Source organism: Mesorhizobium sp. M0145 (genome assembly GCF_040322355.1).
In the GTDB taxonomy this organism is placed as follows: Bacteria; Pseudomonadota; Alphaproteobacteria; order Rhizobiales; family Rhizobiaceae; genus Mesorhizobium.
In genome coordinates this window covers 17,265-36,007 of the sequence record NZ_JAMYTK010000028.1, presented here as the reverse complement: position 1 = coordinate 36,007, position 18,743 = coordinate 17,265, and the positions used below count along the sequence as shown (strand labels likewise).

Below are 18,743 nucleotides of genomic sequence, written 5' to 3'. Positions count from 1 at the left end.
ACATGAGACCGACGACCACGCGCCTCGCCGTCGCTACTGCCGCCGGGCTTGTACTCGCCTCCTGCCAGTCAGGCCCGAAGAGCGCGCCGGCGCCGGCGGGCAAGAGTGCGTCACTGCTTGCCATGGAGCAGGTGGCAATAGCTGCCCACAAATGCTGGATCGCCAGCAAGGACCCTGCCTTCAAATCTTACCAGATGGCCAACGAGCTGAATTCGTTCAGCGGCACGCCGCGCTTCCTGCTGGTGCCGGCCAAACATTATGGTGGAAAGCCGTTGCTGGTCGTGCAGGCGCAAGGCAATTCGAGCCGCGTCGACGTGTTCGGCCCATTGATGGCGGAACCGCTCGGCGCCCGCATCGGCTCGGACATTGCCCGCTGGCAGGCGGGCAATCCGGCCTGCGGCGCTGCTGCCTAGCCCAATGGGTCGCGTGCTGCAGATCACCGGTCTGGTCGTCGGCCTGGCCGGGCTCGTCCTGCAGCTCTGCATCACCGTCCCGGCATCAATGGAAGCCGGCCGCGGCTTTGCCGGCTCGCTGGTCTTCTATTTCAGCTTCTTCACCATCCTGACCAACATCGGCGCGGTGCTCGTCCATGCCTCGTTGCTGTCGTCGACGGGTTATGCCTGGTTTCCGGCCTTTTCCGCGCCACGGATGCGGGCGGGCGTAGCTGTCGCCATAACGCTGGTCCTCATCGTTTATGCAACGGTCCTGGCGCAGCTTTGGCAGCCGCAAGGGCTGTTTCTGCTCTGCGATGTGCTCCTGCACTATGTGACGCCGGTGTTGTTCGTGCTGTGGTGGCTTGTGGCAGGCGCCGACGGCTCGACGCGGTGGCGCGACATCTCCTGGTGGATGATCTATCCGATCGCCTATCTGGCCTACGCGCTGCTGCGGGCGCCGATTGCCGGTGAAGTGCCCTACCCGTTCCTCGATCTCGCCAACAACGGCGCGACCAGCGTCGCCGTCTCGGCTCTGGCCATCACCGGGCTCTTTCTGATGCTGTGCATCGTGGCGGTGCTTGTGGACCACGGTGTCACGCGGATCAGGGCGGCGGGCGTTCATCCGCGATGATGCTCTCCCGCCGCGGCAGCCTTTAGCGTCTTGGCACGGTTCGCGCGGCGCCTGCACGGATCGCCGCAGCAGCTTCGCCAGCGATCCGTGACATGAACTTGCGCGTGAATTGGCCGAGCGGCTTGGCATCTTCGAGCGCCCAGCTCGTCGCGAGATCATCGGTGTTGAATTCGTCGACGATAACCCAGGCTGGGGTAAAGAGGGTGGCGCGGCGGGCCTCGGTCTCAGGAATCTCAACATAGTGCGCGCAGGTCGTGGCGGCTGGCTCGTGATTGGAAAGAGCAGGGCCTGCTTGCGGCCATTCTTGCCGGCAACGATCAGCATAACGCAAGTCGGCCGCGCCTTGCGTCCGCTTTCCTCGCCCCGGTCATATTCCCTTGCCCACAAATAGGAATAGAGAATGATCTGTCCGTGGCCGGGTTCAGTCATCCCGAACATCATCTCGCGCGACTGCGTCGAGGCCGGTTAGAAGCCTGTCGCGTTCCTCGGCCGACAGATCCTCGACGCGGTGTGCCCGTTGCGCGCTGCGACTGGTGATGCGGTCGAACTGCTCTGCCGTCAGGAGAACGAACTTGCGCTTGCCGCGCTTGGTGATGTCAACAGGGCCGCGGAACGCGGCCTCAACAACCTCGCCGGATTTGTTGCCGAGATCTGTGAGGGTGAAACTTGCCACGGTCATCTCCTTCGTCATCGCGAAGATAAGGGAATTAGCTGTTTTCAGCAATACCCCTATTCACTGGAGACGTCGCGAGCGATTGCTGTGAGGGCACGAAGGAGGATGGTATCTCAGTGATGTAGAAAATCGCGTTGGTTCCGATGTCGATATTTACGCTCTCGTCTACCCCCCGATATGCCACGCGACGTTCGAGACGGAGCATCCGGCTGCTCTCAGTCCCAGAACGGCCTCAGACCTTCACGATGGGCATCGCAGCGCGAAATGCCGATGTCCTTGAGCTGGGCGTCGGTCATCTCGAGCAGGACCAGCCGGCTGCGCCGGCGATCCATTAACCCGTCAATCCACCTCGCGAAGGATCTGAGCGTACGCACCAGCCGACTGACATAGGTTGGCCTGCCCGGCGGGCGCGCCACCTGCACCTGCAATTCAACTGCGGCGTAGCGGATTGTCTCGATTGTACCCATTTTCTTTCTGCCAAGATTGCAATTGTGCCCTTTTGTATTGCCCGTTTCATATGTATTGACTCTCATTTCGGTGCAATGTAGAAAATTGTCACCATGACAACTTGGCTTCCAGACCTTACCGCCGGCACCGGCCCGCTCTATCAGCGGCTTGCTGATTCCATCGAGACGGACATCGACCGCGGCCTGATCGGTGCAGGGGCAAAGCTGCCGCCGCAGCGCGATCTGGCATACGACATCGGCACGACTGTCGGCACGGTCGGCAGGGCCTATCAATTGCTGCGCGAGCGGGGATTGGTCAGCGGCGAGGTCGGCCGCGGAACCTATGTTATCGCTCAACAGTCGGAGAGCGCAAAGCCGGATTTCCTGGGGCCGGTCGAACAAGGCACGCGCTATATGGATGCGCCCGGCGACAAACTGCGCTTCGATAGCACGGCCGCACCGGATGTCGGCCAGGGTGCCATCGTCGCTGACGTGTTGACACGCACGGCGCAAGACCATCCGCATGAGATTTCAAGCTATACTCGTGATTTCCCGGACCGCTGGTTCGAAGCGGGCAGGCGCTGGCTGTCGCGAAATTCCTATCGCCCGGCGGCGGATGCAATCGTTCCCACGCTCGGCACCCACGCCGCAGTGATGGCAACCATTGCGGGGCTCACCGCCCCCGGCGACTATGTCGTCTTCGAGCACCTCACCTATTCGCAGATCTCGCGCAGTGCCGGCCTGATCGGTCGCCGGACCGCACTGGTGGCGACTGACGACGAGGGCATCGATCCCCAGGATTTCGAGCGCGTCTGCGCACAAAAGCACCCGAAGATGATGTTTTTGATGCCGACGGCCAAGAACCCGACGCTGACAACGCTGTCGGCATCGCGCCGCGAGGCAATCGCGCATGTCGCCCGTCAATATAACGTCGTCCTGATCGAGGACGATCTCTATGGCGGACTGACCGATGACCCAACGCCTTTAATGGCCGAATATGCTCCCGAACGGACCATCGTTGCCGGCGGCCTGTCGAAATCGGTTGCGGCGGGTGTTCGCGGCGGCTGGCTCGCTTGCCCGCCGGCCTATCGTCACCGCATCCGGGTTGCCCACAAGATGATGACGGGCGGCCTGCCCTTTCTGCTGGCGGAGGTGGGCAGCCGGCTGGTGCTGTCCGGTCAGGCCGCTGAGGTGCGCAAGCGCAGCATTGCCGAGATCGGTGCGCGCATCGCGATCGTGCGCGAGACACTCGACGGCTTCGATTTCAAGGCGCTGGATAACGTGCCGTTCGTCTGGCTCACTTTGCCGGACCCATGGCTTTCCGGCACTTTCAAGCAGGCCTGCCTCGAACATGGCGTGCTCATCGACGACGAGGACGAGTTCAAGGCAGGGCGTTCCGAACAGGCCTTTCACGGCGTGCGGTTTGGCATCTCGCAACCGCGACAGCGGGACGATATCGCGCACGGGGTCGCGGTAATCCGGCGGCTTCTGGACGAAGGCCGCGCCGGCTACGACAGCTTTTCTTGAACCGGCTTGAAACCGGCGGGTCGAGTGGCGATCTTTCGCTACTTGCGGTCAGCTGTTGCTTTCCATCGTTTTAGTCATCCAACGGGGTGTATCGGCTGCAACGCTTGCGATAAGACGGGACTCGATCCCAAGGACACAATTGCCGATCATGACCATTTCCAATTCCGTGCCGATCACTCCTGAACTCATTGCCGCGCACGGGCTGAAGCCCGACGAGTACCAGCGCATCCTCGACCTGGTCGGGCGCGAACCGAGCTTTACCGAACTTGGTATTTTTTCGGCGATGTGGAACGAGCATTGTTCCTACAAATCCTCGAAGAAGTGGCTGCGCACGCTGCCGACCACCGGGCCGCAAGTCATCCAGGGCCCGGGCGAGAATGCCGGCGTGGTCGATATCGGCGACGGCGACTGCGTCGTCTTCAAGATGGAGAGCCACAACCACCCCTCCTACATCGAGCCCTATCAAGGTGCCGCGACCGGCGTCGGCGGCATCCTGCGCGATGTCTTCACCATGGGCGCGCGACCGATCGCGGCGATGAACGCGCTGCGCTTCGGCGCGCCGGACCACCCCAAAACCAGGCATCTGGTTGCCGGCGTCGTTTCCGGCGTCGGCGGCTACGGCAATTCCTTCGGCGTGCCGACGGTCGGCGGCGAGGTCAATTTCGACGCCCGCTACAACGGCAATATCCTGGTCAATGCGTTTGCCGCGGGCCTCGCGAAGACGGACGCAATCTTTCTGTCCGAGGCCAAGGGCGTCGGCCTGCCGGTCGTCTATCTCGGCGCCAAGACCGGGCGCGACGGCGTCGGCGGCGCCACCATGGCCTCGGCAGAGTTCGACGACAAGATCGACGAGAAGCGGCCCACGGTCCAGGTTGGCGATCCCTTCACCGAAAAATGCCTGCTCGAAGCCTGCCTCGAACTGATGGCGTCCGGCGCCGTTATCGCCATCCAGGACATGGGTGCCGCTGGCCTCACCTGCTCGGCGGTCGAGATGGGCGCCAAGGGCGACCTCGGCATCGAGCTCGACCTCGACAAGGTGCCGGTGCGCGAAGAGCGCATGAGCGCCTATGAGATGATGCTGTCGGAGAGCCAGGAGCGCATGCTGATGGTGCTGCGCCCCGAAAAGGAAAAACAGGCCGAGGCGATCTTCCACAAATGGGGCCTCGACTTTGCCATCGTCGGCAAGACCACCGACGATCTGCGCTTTCGCGTGCTGCATCAGGGCGACGAGGTTGCCAATCTGCCGATCAAGGATCTCGGCGACCAGGCGCCGGAATATGACCGTCCCTGGGTCGAGCCGAAGAAGCCGGCGCCGCTGGCCGGCGATGCACCGCGAACCGATGTGGCCGACGCACTGCTCAAGCTGCTGGGCGGACCGGACCTTTCCTCGCGCCGCTGGGTGTGGGAGCAGTACGACACGCTGATCCAGGGCAATTCCCTGCAGCTTCCCGGCGGCGACGCCGGTGTCGTGCGCGTCGACGGTCATCCGACCAAGGCGCTCGCCTTCTCCTCCGACGTGACGCCGCGCTATTGCGAGGCCGACCCTTACGAGGGCGGCAAGCAGGCGGTTGCCGAATGCTGGCGCAATCTTACCGCCACCGGCGCTCTGCCGCTCGCGGCCACCGACAATCTCAATTTCGGCAATCCGGAACGGCCCGAGATCATGGGCCAGCTGGTTGGTGCTGTGAAAGGCATCGGCGATGCCTGCCGGGCGCTTGGCTTTCCGATCGTCTCCGGCAACGTCTCCCTCTATAATGAGACCAACGGACAGGGCATCCTGCCGACACCAACCATCGGCGGCGTCGGTCTGATTGCCGACTGGTCGAAAATGGTGCGCATCGGCTTTGCCGCCGAAGACCAGATGATCGTGCTGGTCGGCGCCCCGACGATATGGGGCTCGCATCTTGGCCAGTCGGTCTATATGCGCGACATCTTTGGCCGCGCCGACGGCCCGCCGCCGCCGGTCGATCTCGGCCACGAGAAGCGGGTCGGCGACCATGTGCGGGCACTGATCGCCTCCGGTGTTGTTACCGCGGCGCATGACGTTTCCGATGGCGGCATCGCGGTGGCGCTGGCCGAGATGGCGATGGCCTTCGGCATCGGCGCGACCATTCCCGGCCTGATCGGTGCAGATCCGATCCCGGTCTGGTTCGGCGAGGACCAGGGCCGTTATCTGCTGACGCTGTCGATCGACCCGCAGAGCGAGCAATGGGACGCCATTCGCGAACAGCAAAACAAGCTCGGCGTTTTTGCGCCGTGGATCGGCTCGACCGGCGGCAGCGAACTGAAGCTGGGCGAGGCGCGTGCGATACCGGTCAGCGAATTGACCGCCGCCCACGAATCCTGGTTCCCTCGCTTCATGGCAAATGAGGTCGTGGACCCGTGATGTGATCGAGTGGGCCCCTTTCCCTGTGGTTCATCCGCCATTTCGACCATATCTATGAGATCACGACCTGAACAAGGAATCCTCACATGGCAATGGACGCCCACGACATCGAACGGCTGATCAAGGAAGGCATTCCGGACGCCAAGGTGACGATTCGCGACCTGGCCGGCGACGGCGACCATTATGCGGCTGAGGTTGTGGCCGAAAGCTTTCGCGGCAAAAGCCGCGTCCAGCAGCACCAGATGGTCTATGACGCGCTGAAGGGCAACATGGGCGGCGTACTGCACGCGCTTGCCCTGCAGACCAGCGTGCCGGACTGAGCTCTCTTGCAGTTACCGGCTCGCAAGCTTCTTACCGGTCACGGCAATGATCGGCCCCGCCGGATACTTTCCACCCACAATCATCCGCTCGCCGTTCGACAGCGCCGAAACGACCCCGTCGAAGAAAAGCGCGTTGGGACAATCGAGCGCATCCCGGAATAGCCGTGCGAAGCTGCCGAGGCTGACTTCAGAGCGTGAGATCGCCAGCACGACCGTATTTTCGTCACGCACGCCGACGCCATTGCGGATATAGCGTGATGTGCCGTTCTGCTCGAAGCGGGGATGAAGCCGGCCGTCTATCACCAGCATCGGGCCGGATTGCGTGGCAAACATCACGTCCAGTCTGGTCGCAGCATAGGCGCTTGTCTCCATGACCGCCGCCTTGCCGTCCTTGCGGACCAGGAATACGCCATTCGGTTTCAGGAAGAAATTGCCTCCGCTGTCGGCGACGTTGATCGGCGCCTTCTCCCGGCCGTCTTCGACGAGAAGGCCGACTGGGGTCAGGTCTTGGTGATACATGCCGGCGTTCATGGCGAGCAGCACCGTCCGGCCCTGATCCGCCATCGCCTTGTCGAATTTGTCCAGTGAACCGAAAGCCTTGCCGTCGAGGCCTGTGTGGAACACACCGACGTCATAGCGGCGCAGATCGATTTCGCAGACGACATAGGCGACCGCCTCGAAGCTCGTATCGCGGCACGGCGCCGGTAATTCACCGCCGACGACGAGAGATGGCTGTCTCGGCGACCTGGCCCACCAGATCAAGGACAGTGCGGCGAACAGAACGGCGAGGAGGAACCCGGCGAGATATCGTCTTTTCATCGCGCCTCGGGAAAGATGGTGGCCAACGCTCTTGGCCCAAGATCAGACGTTCCTTTGCGCCATTTGCGTGGCAAGGCGGCAAACATCTTGTTTCGCGCAACCCATGGGTTTATTTGAAGGGTAATGTTCGAGCCTGACTCCCACAGGCATGAAAGGGTATTCCATGAGCGGCATCAACGACTACATCGACAATGAAGTGAAGGGCAACGACGTCGTTCTCTTCATGAAGGGCACGCCCGGCTTCCCGCAATGCGGATTTTCCGGCCAGGTCGTGCAGATCCTCGACTATATCGGCGCCGACTATAAGGGCGTCGACGTGCTGACGTCGGCCGAACTGCGGCAAGGCATCAAGGACTATTCAAACTGGCCGACCATCCCGCAGCTCTACGTCAAGGGCGAGTTCGTCGGCGGCTGCGACATCATCCGCGAGATGTTCCAGGCGGGCGAATTGCAGACCTTCCTCGTCGAAAAGGGCGTCAGCGTCAAAGGCGCCGCCTGACTTCTGTTTCTGCGTATGACCTTCCGCCTGCGATTTTCGGGGGTCATGCGCTAAGCGCCGGGGCAGCCCCCACCTTGGCAAAAAGTTCTGCCCATTATCGGGCAATCAACGAATGGATGCGTCGGCCAGCCGGCGCATTTTCGTTTGAGGATCGGACTGGCCGTGGATCAGCAAGCACAAGCGCAGCAAAAGGCAAGCACCTTGCCTATTCCGCGCTGGGAATTCATTGCGCTGTGCGCGGCGCTGATGGCGCTCAATTCGCTGGCCATCGACATTATTTTGCCGGCGCTGCAGCAGATCGGCGCTTCGCTTGGCATCGAAAATGAAAACCACCGGCAATATGTTGTCACCGCCTATATCCTTGGCTTTGGCGGCGGACAGCTGTTCTTCGGGCCGATCTCGGACCGCTTCGGGCGCCGCGCGCCGCTTGTCGCAGGGCTGGTGATCTACGTCCTGGCGGCCGGCGCTGCGGCAATCGCCCCGTCATTCACCACGCTTCTGCTATGCCGGGCCGTGCAAGGCATCGGTGCGGCGGCGACGCGCGTCATTGCCGTCTCGATCGTGCGCGATACGTTCGACGGAAGGCGCATGGCCGAAGTCATGTCCTTGATCTTCATGGTGTTCATGGCCATTCCGGTGGTGGCGCCCGGTATCGGCCAGTTCATCATGCTGTTTGCGACCTGGCATGTGATCTTCGTCACCATGGCAGCCGGCGCGCTGATCGTGTCCGCCTGGTCGCTGCTGCGCCTGCCCGAGACACTACACCCCGAATATCGCCGGCCGCTGACGTTGTCCTCCATCATCGGCGGCTTCCGCATCGTTCTCACCAACCGCATCGCGCTCTGCTACGCCTTCGCCAGCACCTTCATCTTCGGCGCCATGTTCGGCTTCATCGCCTCGGCCCAGCAGATCTATGTCAGCGTGTTCAATGTCGGCGAGATGTTCCCCGTCATCTTCGCGGGGGTTGCCGGCGTACTTGCTTTTTCGAACTACCTCAACTCGCGCCTCGTCGGCCGCATCGGCATGCGCCGTCTGTCGCAAAGCGCGCTGCTGCTGTTTCTGGCCATCAGCCTTGCCTGGCTGGTCGTTTCCATCGAAATAAAGATGCCGCTCTGGCTCTTCATTACCTTCTTTGCCTGCGCCATGGTCCCGTTCGGCGCGCTCGGCGCGAACTTCAACGCGCTCGCTATGGAGCCGCTGGGGCACCTGGCCGGCACTGCGTCGTCGATCCTTGGGTTCATGCAGACATTTCTTGGCGGCATTCTCGGCACGCTGATCGGCCAAGCCTTCAACGGCACGGTGACGCCGCTGGCCGCCGGGTTCTGCAGCGTGTCGGTGGCGGCGCTGCTGATGATCCTGCTGGCCGAGCGCGGCAGACTGTTCCAGCCGCATAACCCGCCGGTTTAATGCCCATTGCGCGTGCGCCTAGGATGCACCCTCACTGACCGCGGTGAAGCGAGGGAACAGCGTACGTCCTGCGATTGCTCCACCCATACTGTCCGAAACGGGCAGTGGAAGAGCCTTGTCGAGCGCCTCGAGGACGGAAGCCACGAAGGCCCGGTTGAGCGGACCATCGTCCCCTAGATGTGAGTAGGTGGCGCGCGGCTTGCCGATAAGCGTGCCGTTTCGGCGAATTGAGAACTGCAGCGTCAGGGTCATGCCCGCGCTTCCGCGCGGCGGCTTCCAACAGGCGAAGATCGCGGAGGACATCTCGTCTATGGTGTCGACGGAGTCGGGACTGCGACATGCGCGTTCCCCAGCTCTTGCTTCATGGACACCGGCAACCAAGGCAAGGGCAAAGGCCGTTGCAACAATTGCGGACCGAGGTTTCATTCGAGATCTCCGGTTTCGCACAAGATTGGACAACTTTGGCAGCGAAGAGCTATTCCGCCCAGAGCTCACGGCGCAGCTCCCGCCAGCTCTCCCGGTCCGGTGCGACCAGCAGGCCACCCCCGACATGCGACGGCAGATAGGCGCTGCCGTCGAAGCGCGCGGCATGGCCGCCGGCCTCCGCATGGATCAGCACGCCGGCCAAGTGGTCCCAAGGCATCAGCTTGTTGTAGACGACGAAATGGCCGTGGCCGCTGGCCAGCAGGCGGTATTCATGGGCGGCGCAGCGATAATTGAACTGCGATAGCGACTTGGTCTGGTTGCGCGCCAAACGTGAGCGGTCCGGCTCGGGCACATAGTGCCATGAGACCGCACCGGTCATTTCCGACATCGGCGCCGGTTTGGCGACATGGACCTTTTCCAGATCGCCATGGGCATGGCGGATATGGCTGCCGGCGCCACTAACGCCGATCAGCCAATCCTTGCCGACGGGATCGTGAATGATGCCGGCGACCGTCTCGCCCTTGATCACGACGCCAAGCATGACGCCGAACAGCGGCACGCCGGAGGCGAAGTTGAAGGTGCCGTCGACCGGGTCGATGACGAAGGCGAGTTCGGCATCGCCGAGACCGTCGAGCAGCGTCGGGTCGTCGGAGCAGGCCTCCTCGCCGACGATCATTGCGTGGGGATAACGCTGGCGCAGCCTGGCGGTGATGAGCCGTTCGGCATTGACGTCGGCCTCGGTGACGAGATCGGCGGCCGAGGTCTTGCGACGGACGTCGCCCTCGCTCAACCGGCGAAAGCGTGGCATGATCTCGGCGACGGCGGCTTCCGACAGAAGGTCGGCAAGCCAGTCGATCGCGCTATCGTCAAATGTCATCGGGACGCCTGGTGGTGAGGGTTTCGTTGAGGGCGGCGAAATCGAACAGCTTCCTGTCGAGCAGATGCGAACGCCGCACATTGGTCAGGGCGCGGAGCATCGTGTCCTTGCGGCCGGGCATGCGCTTCTCGATGTCGTCGAGCATCGCCTTCATGGCGTTGCGCTGCAGGCCTTCCTGGCTACCGCACAGATCGCACGGAATAATCGGGAACTTCATGGCGCCGGCGAATTTCTCGAGATCGGCTTCCGCACAATAGGCGAGCGGCCGCAGCACCATGACATCGCCTTCGTCGTTGAGCAGCTTCGGCGGCATGGCGGCGAGGCGTCCGCCATGGAACAGGTTCATGAAGAAGGTTTCCAGTATGTCCTCGCGGTGATGACCGAGCACCAGCGCCGAGCAGCCCTCCTCGCGGGCAATGCGATAGAGATGGCCGCGCCGCAGCCGCGAGCACAACGAGCAATAGGTGCTGCCCTCGGCCAGCTTGTCGGTGACCACCGAATAGGTGTCCTGATATTCGATGCGATGCGGAATGGCATGGCTGTCGAGATAATCGGGCAATATGTGCTTGGGAAAGTTCGGCTGGCCCTGGTCGAGATTGCAGGCCAACAGCTCGACCGGCAGCAGCCCGCGCCATTTGAGATCGAGCAGCACGGCAAGCAGGCCGTAGGAATCCTTGCCGCCCGACAGAGCGACCAGCCAGCGGTCGCCGGGCCTCACCATGGAGAAATCGTCGATCGCCTGCCGGGCAAGCCGCGACAGCCGCTTGCGCAGCTTGTTGAACTCGACGGAGGACGGCACATCGGCAAACAGAGGATGAAAGCCGCCTTCGGTGTCGGCGACCGGTTCGAGTGTTTCGGCGTCTGGCAGCATATTCATGGCGCTTCGGCCCCAAGATCCTGTTGCCGCCCGCAGTACCGCATCGGACCGAAAATCGAAATCGATTTCGGAATCACACCGCGGAAAAGGAACGAAAAAGAAAAGGCCGCCTCGACGGGCGGCCTTCGATTGTATCGCGACGAACGCGCCGATCAGCGCGAATAGAATTCGACGACCAGGTTCGGTTCCATCTGCACGGCAAACGGAACGTCCGCCAGGCCGGGGATGCGCGTGAAAGCCGCGGTCATCTTGTTGTGATCGGCCTCGATATAATCGGGCACGTCGCGCTCGGCCAGGCCCACCGATTCCAGCACGATGACCAGCTGCTTCGACTTCTCGCGCACTTCGATGACATCGCCCGGCTTGCAGCGGTACGAGCCGATGTTGACGCGCTTGCCGTTGACGTTGATGTGGCCGTGATTGACGAACTGGCGCGCCGCAAAGATGGTCGGCACGAATTTGGAGCGGTAGACGACGGCGTCGAGGCGCGATTCGAGCAGGCCGATCAGGTTCTCCGAGGTGTCGCCCTTGCGGCGGTCCGCCTCTTCATAGACCTTGCGGAACTGCTTTTCCGAAACGTCGCCATAGTGGCCCTTCAGCTTCTGCTTGGCGCGCAGCTGCAGGCCGAAATCGGAAAGCTTGCCCTTGCGGCGCTGGCCATGCTGGCCGGGGCCGTATTCACGCTTGTTGACCGGGGACTTCGGGCGGCCCCAGATGTTTTCGCCAAGACGGCGGTCGATCTTGTACTTCGCGGATTCGCGCTTGCTCATCGCATTCCCTTTCAAAACAATGCACCCGGAACCTCATGGTCCGGGTGAAGGAAACGCGCCCTCCTCTGGCCTCCGTTTTCGAGACCTGACAGGGTTTTCCACGCAACGCGACGGAAAACCCACGGGACACGTCATTTCAAACAAGACATAAGGAAAGTAAAACCGGCTTCCCAAACGTCTTGCACACATAAAGAAAACCACCGGGCATTGCGGCCCGGTGTTGGTGGGCTGGTTAAACGGAGATTTAACCGCTGTCAAGCTTCTGGCTGGCGCGAATCGCCGAACCGGATAGTGTTACGGTTGTAGAATGTGCCGGATGTGGCGGGAGGTTGCGCCAGCGGCATCAGGAAGGGACTGAAGTCAGAGGAGCTGGAATTCGCATGAAGAAGTTCTTCCTTACGTTGGTAGGCGCCGCGGTGATGGCCGGCACGATGGCGGTCGCGCCCGAGCCAGCGCAGGCCCGGCATTGGCATGGGCACAGGCATCACCAGGTCTGCCGCATCGTGGTCAAGAAGAAGGTGGTGTGGCGCCACGGTCATCGCAAGGTCATCCGCTACAAAGTGCGGCGCTGCGGGTGGGGCTGGAACTGGTAATTTTCGTCCTCGCCCGTTGAGACTTCATGGCCCGCGGCTCAGCCGCGGGCCTTTTATTGACCGGCATCCGCCGTCAGAATGGCCAGTCGATCAGTGTTTCGACTTCTTTTCCGGCAGGCCCTTGCGCTTGGTCTCGGCGAATTCCTCGAGCTGTTTTTCGCTCATGGATTTATACATTCCCTTCGACGCGCCTTTGAGCGCGCCCTTCTTGGTCTCGCCGCGCTTGGCTGACAATGCCGCGCCGGCCGCTTTCTGCTGGGCTTTTGAGGTGGCTGGCATGATGGTTTCTCCCGTTTCCGATGAGAGGAAAACGCATTGTCTGGTGTGATGTTCCCAAAGCGAAAATTGCTTGCGGTCAGGATACCGCCAAGCCAAAACCCTGCATCAGCCGGCGCGTCGGAAAATCGGCGCTGTTCGAGGTGAAGAATGCAAGGTCGGCGCCTTCGGGCAGTGCCTCTCTGCGATAACAGGCCTCGGTATCGGCGAGCAGCGACAGCGCGCGGCGTGCGATCGCCTCGGCCGGGTCGAGCCAGTCGACCGGCCAAGGTGCTGTCTTGCGCATGCGGTTGGCCAAAAACGGATAATGGGTGCAGGCAAGCACGACGATGTCGGTGCGCAGCCCATCATGCTCGACGAAGCACGGCGCGATCTCTGCGCGCACGGCGTCCTCGTCGACAAAACCGTCGCGCATATAGGCTTCGGCCAATCCCGCCAGCCTGTCGCTGGCGACCAGGCGGACATGGCATTTCTGCGCCCATTTGCTGATCAGATCGCGCGTGTACTGGCGCTTGACGGTGCCGGGCGTCGCCAGCACCGAAACCAGACCTGAGCGCGTGCGTTCCGCCGCCGGCTTGATGGCCGGCACGGTGCCGACGAAAGGGCGGCCGGGAAACCTCTCGCGCAAGGCATCGATGACCAGTGTCGAGGCGGTGTTGCAGGCGATGACCGAAATGGCCGGCGAAAACCGGTCGAGCAGCCTGGCGAACAACTCCAGGATATGTGTTCTCAGCGCCGGCTCCTCCCAGCCGCCGAAGGGGAACCCCGCGTCGTCGGCGACATAGACGAAGCGGCGGTCAGGCATCAGCACGCGCGCCTCACGCAGCACGGTGAGGCCGCCAATGCCGGAATCGAACATCAGGATCGGACGGGCGCTCGATGGATCGGTCATTGTCATTGAGTCACTAAGGGCTGGGAGTCACTAAGGGCTGGGAATCACAAACGAGATCACGAGGGAAGGCCCGGCCCATGCTTTCTGCTTCGGCCAATGATGGTTTATCCCGGCCGCTTCTATCTGGAACCATCATGGCCTTGATGCGGCGAGACGGTCACACAAGGCCGCGCTTGCCGAAGCTGCCGGGCCGCGGCCGGCCGTTCGCCGGAGATGCAGGTTGAGATGCAGGGTGGTTCGACGGCACCGGTGCGGCGCGCATGGCGTAGGCTGGAGCCAGGGCCGTCGCGCCGGCGGCTGACGCTGAATGGAGCGCGGCGGCGCCGCGCAGCGGCCCGGGCGGGTCGAAATCGTCGAAACTCAGGGATGACGCCATATCCGCAGAGCCACCGCCCGCCGGCTTGGCCGCCAAGATGACGGCCCACAGCCCGACAAGAGCTAATCCCAGCAGGTTAAGGCCGGAATGCGAATCTTCGCCGTCGAATTTTACGACAAGAACAGTGCCGGCCTGCAGGATCGCAAACAGCGTCGAGAACACGATATACGACCAAAGGATCCAACCCGACCCTTGCGCGTCGCGGCTTCGACGCCAGGCGAAATTCGCGCGTAACAGAACGATCACCAGCGAGGCGACGAGAACGGCTGCGGCCAGCCCTTCCCTGGAAGGTCCGGGCTTTGAATTGGCCAAACCCTCGATGCCGATGGTCAGCACGACGCACAGCACAAAGGTCACGATTTCCGCAACCAGCAAGGCCGCGGAATAGAAAAAAAAGCGAAGACGCCCGATATTTGAATTGAACATCGAAAGGATCCATCGTTTTCCAGACAATGGATCACACCAAATAACATTCGGTTACTGGTGAGGTATGGGCAGTTCCGAGGCTAGTCTTTGTCTTTCGCCCTCGCAGCGCGTGCCGCGGCCGCCGGGAGCCGCCTTGGATCGTCGCCGGGCGATCCGTCGCCGCGCGGCATGGCCGGCGAGAACCTGTCCAGCGATGATATTATGCCGCGCAGCACCTTAAGCTCCGGCTCGGCAAAGCCGGCGCGGGTCAGCACTGCACGCAAATTGTCGACCATCTTCGGCTTCTTCGCTGCCGGGCGGAAATAGCCGCGCGCCTCCAGTGCACCTTCCAGATACGCAAACAGGCCGTGCAATTCTTCCTTGGCAGCCGGCGGCATTTCGGGGCCGGAGAAGTTGGTCCTGGTCTCGTCTTCCAGGCCGGACTTCATCCATTCATAGGACATCAGCAGGGCCGCCTGGGCGATGTTGAGCGAGGAGAAGGCTGGATCGACGGGGAAGGTGACGATCTCGTCGGCAAGGCCGACCTCGTCATTATAGAGGCCGAAGCGCTCGCGGCCGAACAGGATGCCGGTGCGCTGGCCGGCCCGCTGCCGCGCCCGCAGCGCCCTGCCCGCCTCGACCGGACCGCGCACCGGCTTGAAATTGTCGCGCGCGCGCGCCGTGGTGGCGAAGACGAAGTTCAAATCGGCAACCGCCGAGGCCAGGTCATCGAATACCTTGACGGCATCGATGACGTGGTCGGCGCGGCTTGCGGCGGCACGCGCCTTCTCGCTCGGCCAGCCGTCGCGCGGATTGACGAGCCGCAGCTCGGAAAGGCCGAAATTGGCCATGGCGCGTGCAACCATGCCGATATTCTCGCCGAGCTGCGGCTCGACCAGGATGATCGCCGGTCCGGACGCTGGAGTTCCGGAGGCAAGAGGGGTTTCGGGATCCTGGGTAGCGGCCATGGTTGTCAGTGAACTGCTGTTTGCGGCATTTCGCAGTCCCCTGCCACATTTGGCGGCGAAAATGAAGCTTTCGCAAGGAATGCCGACACTACGGCGCGGTTCGCCGTTTGCGCGGCCAAAAAGCCTTTGATATACGGGCCGCATCCCAGGGCCGGCAGCCGTGCGGGCAAGGCCGTTCCGTTCCCCAAAAGCGAGGCATTCTTTCCATGGCGAAGATCAAGGTGGCGAACCCGGTCGTCGAACTCGACGGCGACGAGATGACCCGCATCATCTGGCAGTTCATCAAGGACAAGCTGATCCACCCTTATCTCGACCTCAAGCTCGAATATTACGACCTCGGCATCGAGCACCGCGACGCCACCAACGACCAGGTGACCATCGATTCGGCCAACGCCATCAAGAAATACGGCGTCGGCGTGAAATGCGCGACGATCACGCCCGACGAGCAGCGCGTCGAGGAATTCAAGCTGAAGAAGATGTGGAAGTCGCCGAACGGCACCATCCGCAACATCCTCGGCGGCACCATCTTTCGCGAGCCGATCATCATGAAGAACGTGCCGCGGCTGGTGCCCGGCTGGACCAAGCCGATCATCGTCGGCCGCCACGCCTTCGGCGACCAGTACCGCGCCACCGACTTCCGCTTCCCCGGCAAGGGCAAGCTGACGATCAAATTCGTCGGCGAGGACGGCCAGGTGATCGAGCACGACGTCTTCGACGCACCCGGCGCCGGCGTCGCCATGGCCATGTACAATCTCGACGAATCGATCCGCGAATTCGCCCGCGCCTCCCTGAACTACGGCCTGCTGCGCAATTACCCCGTCTACCTCTCGACCAAGAACACCATCCTCAAAGCCTATGACGGACGCTTCAAGGACATCTTCCAGGAGGTCTACGAGGCGGAGTTCGAAGCAGAATTCAAAGCGAAGAAACTCTGGTACGAGCACCGGCTGATCGACGACATGGTGGCCTCGAGCCTGAAATGGTCGGGTGGCTATGTCTGGGCCTGCAAGAATTATGACGGCGACGTGCAGTCCGACACGGTGGCGCAAGGCTTCGGCTCGCTCGGCCTGATGACCTCGGTGCTGATGACGCCGGACGGCAAGACCGTCGAGGCGGAAGCCGCGCACGGCACCGTCACCCGCCACTATCGCCAGCACCAGAAGCGCGAGGAGACCTCGACCAATTCGATCGCCTCGATCTTTGCCTGGACGCGCGGCCTCGCGCACCGCGCCAAGCTCGACGACAATGCCGAACTGAGGCGCTTTGCCGAGACGCTGGAAAGGGTCTGCATCCAGACGGTCGAGTCCGGCTTCATGACCAAGGACCTGTCGCTGCTGATCGGCCCCGACCAGCCATGGCTTTCGACCACCGGCTTCCTCGACAAGATCGACGAGAATTTGCAGAAAGCGATGGCCTGAGCCCAACCGGCATGGGCAAGCCCGTCGTCTACGGCGCGGACTACAGCGTCTATGTGCGCATCGTGCGGCTGGTGCTGGAGGAAAAGGGCGTCGGCTACGAGCTCGTGCCCGTCGACATCTTTGCCGCGGATGGCATTCCCGGCTGGTATTTCGAGCACCAGCCGTTCGGCCGCATCCCGGCCTTCGAGCAGGACGGCTTTCGCCTCTACGAGACCGGCGCGATTGCCCGTTATGTCGACGAAGCCTTTGACGGCCCGGCGCTGCAACCGGTCGAATCTCGGCCTCGAGCACGCCTGAACCAGATCACCGGCCTGCTCGACGCCTACGCCTACAGGACCATGGTCTGGGATGTCGCTGTCGAGCGGCTGGAAAAAACGCCGCCCGACGAAGCCGTGATCGCCAACGGGTTGCGGCAGGCAAGAACGGCATTGCAGGCGCTCTCCTCGCTGAAAGCCGAAGGGCCTTGGCTGTTGGGAACGGACCTGACGCTGGCCGACCTGCACGCCGCACCGATCATCGGCTATTTCGTCAAGGTCGCCGAGGGACAAGCCCTGCTGGCCGAGTTTGCCGATATTCGGGATTGGTATGCGCGCATCACTCAACGCGCGAGTTTTGCGAAAGCCGAAAAGGCAGGGTGACAAAGATACGAGAGGCCGAGGGACAGCACCCCCCTCTGTCCTGCCGGACATCTCCCCCTCAAGGGGGGAGATTGGCAGGTTCATTGCCCCGCTTTTCTTCAATCATTGACAAGTGGCGAAGGCAATCGTGACATCCAATCTCCCCCCTTGAGGGGGAGATGTCCGGCAGGACAGAGGGGGGTGCTGTCCCGCCGAGGCTGGCGACAAATTCTCCCAGATCCTTGCCTTCTCTGCCTCGCAAGCCGCTCAATCGGGAAGGTAGATCTCCGCCTTCATGAAGGTCTTCGCACGGCCTGTGATCAGCACGCGATCTCCGGCCAGTTCGCATAGCAAATGCCCGCCGCGCTGCGAGCATTGGAATGCCGACAGATGCGTCTTGCCGAGTTTTTCAGACCAATAAGGCACCAGCGTCGCATGAATGGAGCCGGTTACCGGATCCTCGGGAATGCCCGCCCCGGGCACAAAGTAACGGGAGACGAAATCGTGGGCTCGCCCAGGCGCGGTAATAACCAGGCCGAGAGGATGAAAACGTCCGATCCTGAGCAGATCGGGAACGAAAGATCGCACGGTTGTCTCGTCGGCAAGCTCGACAAACAGGTTCTCGAAATTGCGGAAGCTCGCAACCGGCCGCTGAGGCAATATCGCTTGCAGCGCCGAGTTCAGCTCCTCCTCGATGGGCTGCGGCGGAAAACAAGGCAGATCGAGCTGATAGCCCCCTTCCCACCGGGAAACCCGCAGCTCGCCGACCCGGGTGGCGAAGGCCATTTCGCCCTGACCATTGTATTCCGTAGCCAGCACATGGGCGGCCGCAAGAGTGGCGTGGCCGCAGAAGTCGACTTCATGGACCGGCGTGAACCAGCGCAAATCCCAACCTTTGCCATTCGGCCGCACAAACGCGGTTTCAGCAAGATTGTTTTCGTTGGCGATGGCCTGCATTACCTGCTCCGACAGCCATTCCTCTAAAAGGAGAACGGCGGCAGGGTTACCCTGGAAGGCCCGTTCGGCAAAGGCATCGACCTGATACATCGTCAGCGTCGGCATATCGGCCCTCAAAGATATCCGCTGGGCGGCGCGCCATTTCGGCC

Annotated in this window: 23 protein-coding genes; 10 read left to right on the top strand and 13 right to left on the bottom strand. The window is 62.2% G+C overall.

Annotated elements, in window-relative coordinates; translation table 11 throughout:
- Positions 1-2: 2 nt before the first annotated feature.
- Both NKJ28_RS27945 and NKJ28_RS27940 read left to right on the top strand, forming a co-directional pair.
- Entirely contained in the window at positions 3-413 is a 411-nt protein-coding gene (locus NKJ28_RS27945) for a hypothetical protein (protein WP_352457781.1), read from the top strand.
- A 4-nt stretch (positions 414-417) separates the two neighbouring features.
- Positions 418-1,065 carry a Pr6Pr family membrane protein gene (locus NKJ28_RS27940; protein WP_352637829.1) on the top strand — a complete coding sequence of 216 codons (648 nt, stop codon included), beginning with the start codon at positions 418-420 and terminating at the stop codon, positions 1,063-1,065.
- A 22-nt stretch (positions 1,066-1,087) separates the two neighbouring features.
- Here the strand turns inward: NKJ28_RS27940 and NKJ28_RS27935 are convergent, their stop codons facing one another.
- From NKJ28_RS27935 to NKJ28_RS27925, 3 genes are all read right to left on the bottom strand, one after another.
- Positions 1,088-1,396, bottom strand: coding sequence for a hypothetical protein (locus tag NKJ28_RS27935; RefSeq protein ID WP_352637827.1), 309 nt, complete (start codon positions 1,394-1,396; stop codon positions 1,088-1,090).
- Between the two features lie 90 nt (positions 1,397-1,486).
- The gene (locus NKJ28_RS27930; protein ID WP_352637825.1) at positions 1,487-1,789 is read right to left on the bottom strand and encodes a type II toxin-antitoxin system prevent-host-death family antitoxin; all 303 of its coding nucleotides are present in this window, start codon (positions 1,787-1,789) and stop codon (positions 1,487-1,489) included.
- 164 nt (positions 1,790-1,953) lie between these two features.
- Entirely contained in the window at positions 1,954-2,205 is a 252-nt protein-coding gene (locus NKJ28_RS27925; RefSeq protein WP_352637823.1) for a DUF1127 domain-containing protein, read from the bottom strand.
- A gap of 93 nt (positions 2,206-2,298) precedes the next feature.
- Between NKJ28_RS27925 and NKJ28_RS27920 the strand changes: the two genes are divergently transcribed.
- The 3 genes from NKJ28_RS27920 to NKJ28_RS27910 all read left to right on the top strand — a co-directional run bounded on the left by NKJ28_RS27920 (position 2,299) and on the right by NKJ28_RS27910 (position 6,417).
- Positions 2,299-3,711, top strand: coding sequence for an aminotransferase-like domain-containing protein (locus NKJ28_RS27920; RefSeq protein ID WP_352637821.1), 1,413 nt, complete (start codon positions 2,299-2,301; stop codon positions 3,709-3,711).
- Between the two features lie 148 nt (positions 3,712-3,859).
- Positions 3,860-6,097: a phosphoribosylformylglycinamidine synthase subunit PurL gene (purL, locus tag NKJ28_RS27915; RefSeq protein WP_352637819.1), complete on the top strand. Its 2,238-nt coding sequence runs from the start codon at positions 3,860-3,862 to the stop codon at positions 6,095-6,097.
- A gap of 86 nt (positions 6,098-6,183) precedes the next feature.
- Positions 6,184-6,417 carry a BolA/IbaG family iron-sulfur metabolism protein gene (locus NKJ28_RS27910; RefSeq protein WP_023674714.1) on the top strand — a complete coding sequence of 78 codons (234 nt, stop codon included), beginning with the start codon at positions 6,184-6,186 and terminating at the stop codon, positions 6,415-6,417.
- A gap of 12 nt (positions 6,418-6,429) precedes the next feature.
- Here NKJ28_RS27910 and NKJ28_RS27905 read toward each other — a convergent pair whose 3' ends face one another.
- A complete protein-coding gene (locus NKJ28_RS27905; RefSeq protein ID WP_352623646.1) occupies positions 6,430-7,236 on the bottom strand; it encodes a phosphodiester glycosidase family protein in 807 nt (268 codons plus the stop codon).
- Positions 7,237-7,399: 163 nt separating this feature from the next.
- On the opposite strand from NKJ28_RS27905, the gene grxD reads away from it, so the two are divergent.
- On the top strand, positions 7,400-7,735 hold the full coding sequence (grxD, locus tag NKJ28_RS27900; protein ID WP_023674712.1) for a Grx4 family monothiol glutaredoxin: 336 nt from the start codon (positions 7,400-7,402) through the stop codon (positions 7,733-7,735).
- A 207-nt stretch (positions 7,736-7,942) separates the two neighbouring features.
- Positions 7,943-9,142 carry a multidrug effflux MFS transporter gene (locus NKJ28_RS27895; RefSeq protein WP_502897046.1) on the top strand — a complete coding sequence of 400 codons (1,200 nt, stop codon included), beginning with the start codon at positions 7,943-7,945 and terminating at the stop codon, positions 9,140-9,142.
- A gap of 18 nt (positions 9,143-9,160) precedes the next feature.
- On the opposite strand, the gene NKJ28_RS33080 is transcribed toward NKJ28_RS27895, so the two are convergent.
- The 4 genes from NKJ28_RS33080 to rpsD form a co-directional block, all read right to left on the bottom strand.
- Positions 9,161-9,568: a UCP034077 family protein gene (locus NKJ28_RS33080; protein ID WP_502898282.1), complete on the bottom strand. Its 408-nt coding sequence runs from the start codon at positions 9,566-9,568 to the stop codon at positions 9,161-9,163.
- A gap of 49 nt (positions 9,569-9,617) precedes the next feature.
- Entirely contained in the window at positions 9,618-10,445 is an 828-nt protein-coding gene (locus NKJ28_RS27885) for an inositol monophosphatase family protein (RefSeq protein ID WP_352576004.1), read from the bottom strand.
- Positions 10,435-11,322, bottom strand: coding sequence for a tRNA 2-thiocytidine(32) synthetase TtcA (gene ttcA / locus NKJ28_RS27880; RefSeq protein WP_352637816.1), 888 nt, complete (start codon positions 11,320-11,322; stop codon positions 10,435-10,437). Before ttcA ends, NKJ28_RS27885 begins: the two co-directional genes overlap by 11 nt.
- Before the next feature lie 152 nt (positions 11,323-11,474).
- The gene (gene rpsD, locus NKJ28_RS27875; protein WP_352637814.1) at positions 11,475-12,092 is read right to left on the bottom strand and encodes a 30S ribosomal protein S4; all 618 of its coding nucleotides are present in this window, start codon (positions 12,090-12,092) and stop codon (positions 11,475-11,477) included.
- Positions 12,093-12,472: 380 nt separating this feature from the next.
- On the opposite strand from rpsD, the gene NKJ28_RS27870 reads away from it, so the two are divergent.
- Positions 12,473-12,685: a hypothetical protein gene (locus NKJ28_RS27870; protein WP_023674706.1), complete on the top strand. Its 213-nt coding sequence runs from the start codon at positions 12,473-12,475 to the stop codon at positions 12,683-12,685.
- 90 nt (positions 12,686-12,775) lie between these two features.
- On the opposite strand, the gene NKJ28_RS27865 is transcribed toward NKJ28_RS27870, so the two are convergent.
- From NKJ28_RS27865 to NKJ28_RS27850, 4 genes are all read right to left on the bottom strand, one after another.
- On the bottom strand, positions 12,776-12,964 hold the full coding sequence (locus NKJ28_RS27865) for a DUF3008 family protein (protein WP_023674705.1): 189 nt from the start codon (positions 12,962-12,964) through the stop codon (positions 12,776-12,778).
- Between the two features lie 76 nt (positions 12,965-13,040).
- A complete protein-coding gene (gene murI / locus NKJ28_RS27860; RefSeq protein WP_352637812.1) occupies positions 13,041-13,853 on the bottom strand; it encodes a glutamate racemase in 813 nt (270 codons plus the stop codon).
- A gap of 157 nt (positions 13,854-14,010) precedes the next feature.
- Positions 14,011-14,655: a DUF805 domain-containing protein gene (locus NKJ28_RS27855; RefSeq protein WP_352637810.1), complete on the bottom strand. Its 645-nt coding sequence runs from the start codon at positions 14,653-14,655 to the stop codon at positions 14,011-14,013.
- Between the two features lie 80 nt (positions 14,656-14,735).
- Positions 14,736-15,602: an RNA methyltransferase gene (locus tag NKJ28_RS27850; protein WP_352637808.1), complete on the bottom strand. Its 867-nt coding sequence runs from the start codon at positions 15,600-15,602 to the stop codon at positions 14,736-14,738.
- Between the two features lie 206 nt (positions 15,603-15,808).
- On the opposite strand from NKJ28_RS27850, the gene NKJ28_RS27845 reads away from it, so the two are divergent.
- Together NKJ28_RS27845 and NKJ28_RS27840 are read left to right on the top strand one after the other, a co-directional pair.
- A complete protein-coding gene (locus NKJ28_RS27845; RefSeq protein WP_352637806.1) occupies positions 15,809-17,020 on the top strand; it encodes an NADP-dependent isocitrate dehydrogenase in 1,212 nt (403 codons plus the stop codon).
- A gap of 11 nt (positions 17,021-17,031) precedes the next feature.
- On the top strand, positions 17,032-17,658 hold the full coding sequence (locus NKJ28_RS27840; protein ID WP_352637804.1) for a glutathione S-transferase family protein: 627 nt from the start codon (positions 17,032-17,034) through the stop codon (positions 17,656-17,658).
- A gap of 246 nt (positions 17,659-17,904) precedes the next feature.
- Here NKJ28_RS27840 and NKJ28_RS27835 read toward each other — a convergent pair whose 3' ends face one another.
- On the bottom strand, positions 17,905-18,699 hold the full coding sequence (locus tag NKJ28_RS27835; RefSeq protein ID WP_352474728.1) for a PhzF family phenazine biosynthesis protein: 795 nt from the start codon (positions 18,697-18,699) through the stop codon (positions 17,905-17,907).
- Positions 18,700-18,743 lie beyond the last annotated feature (44 nt).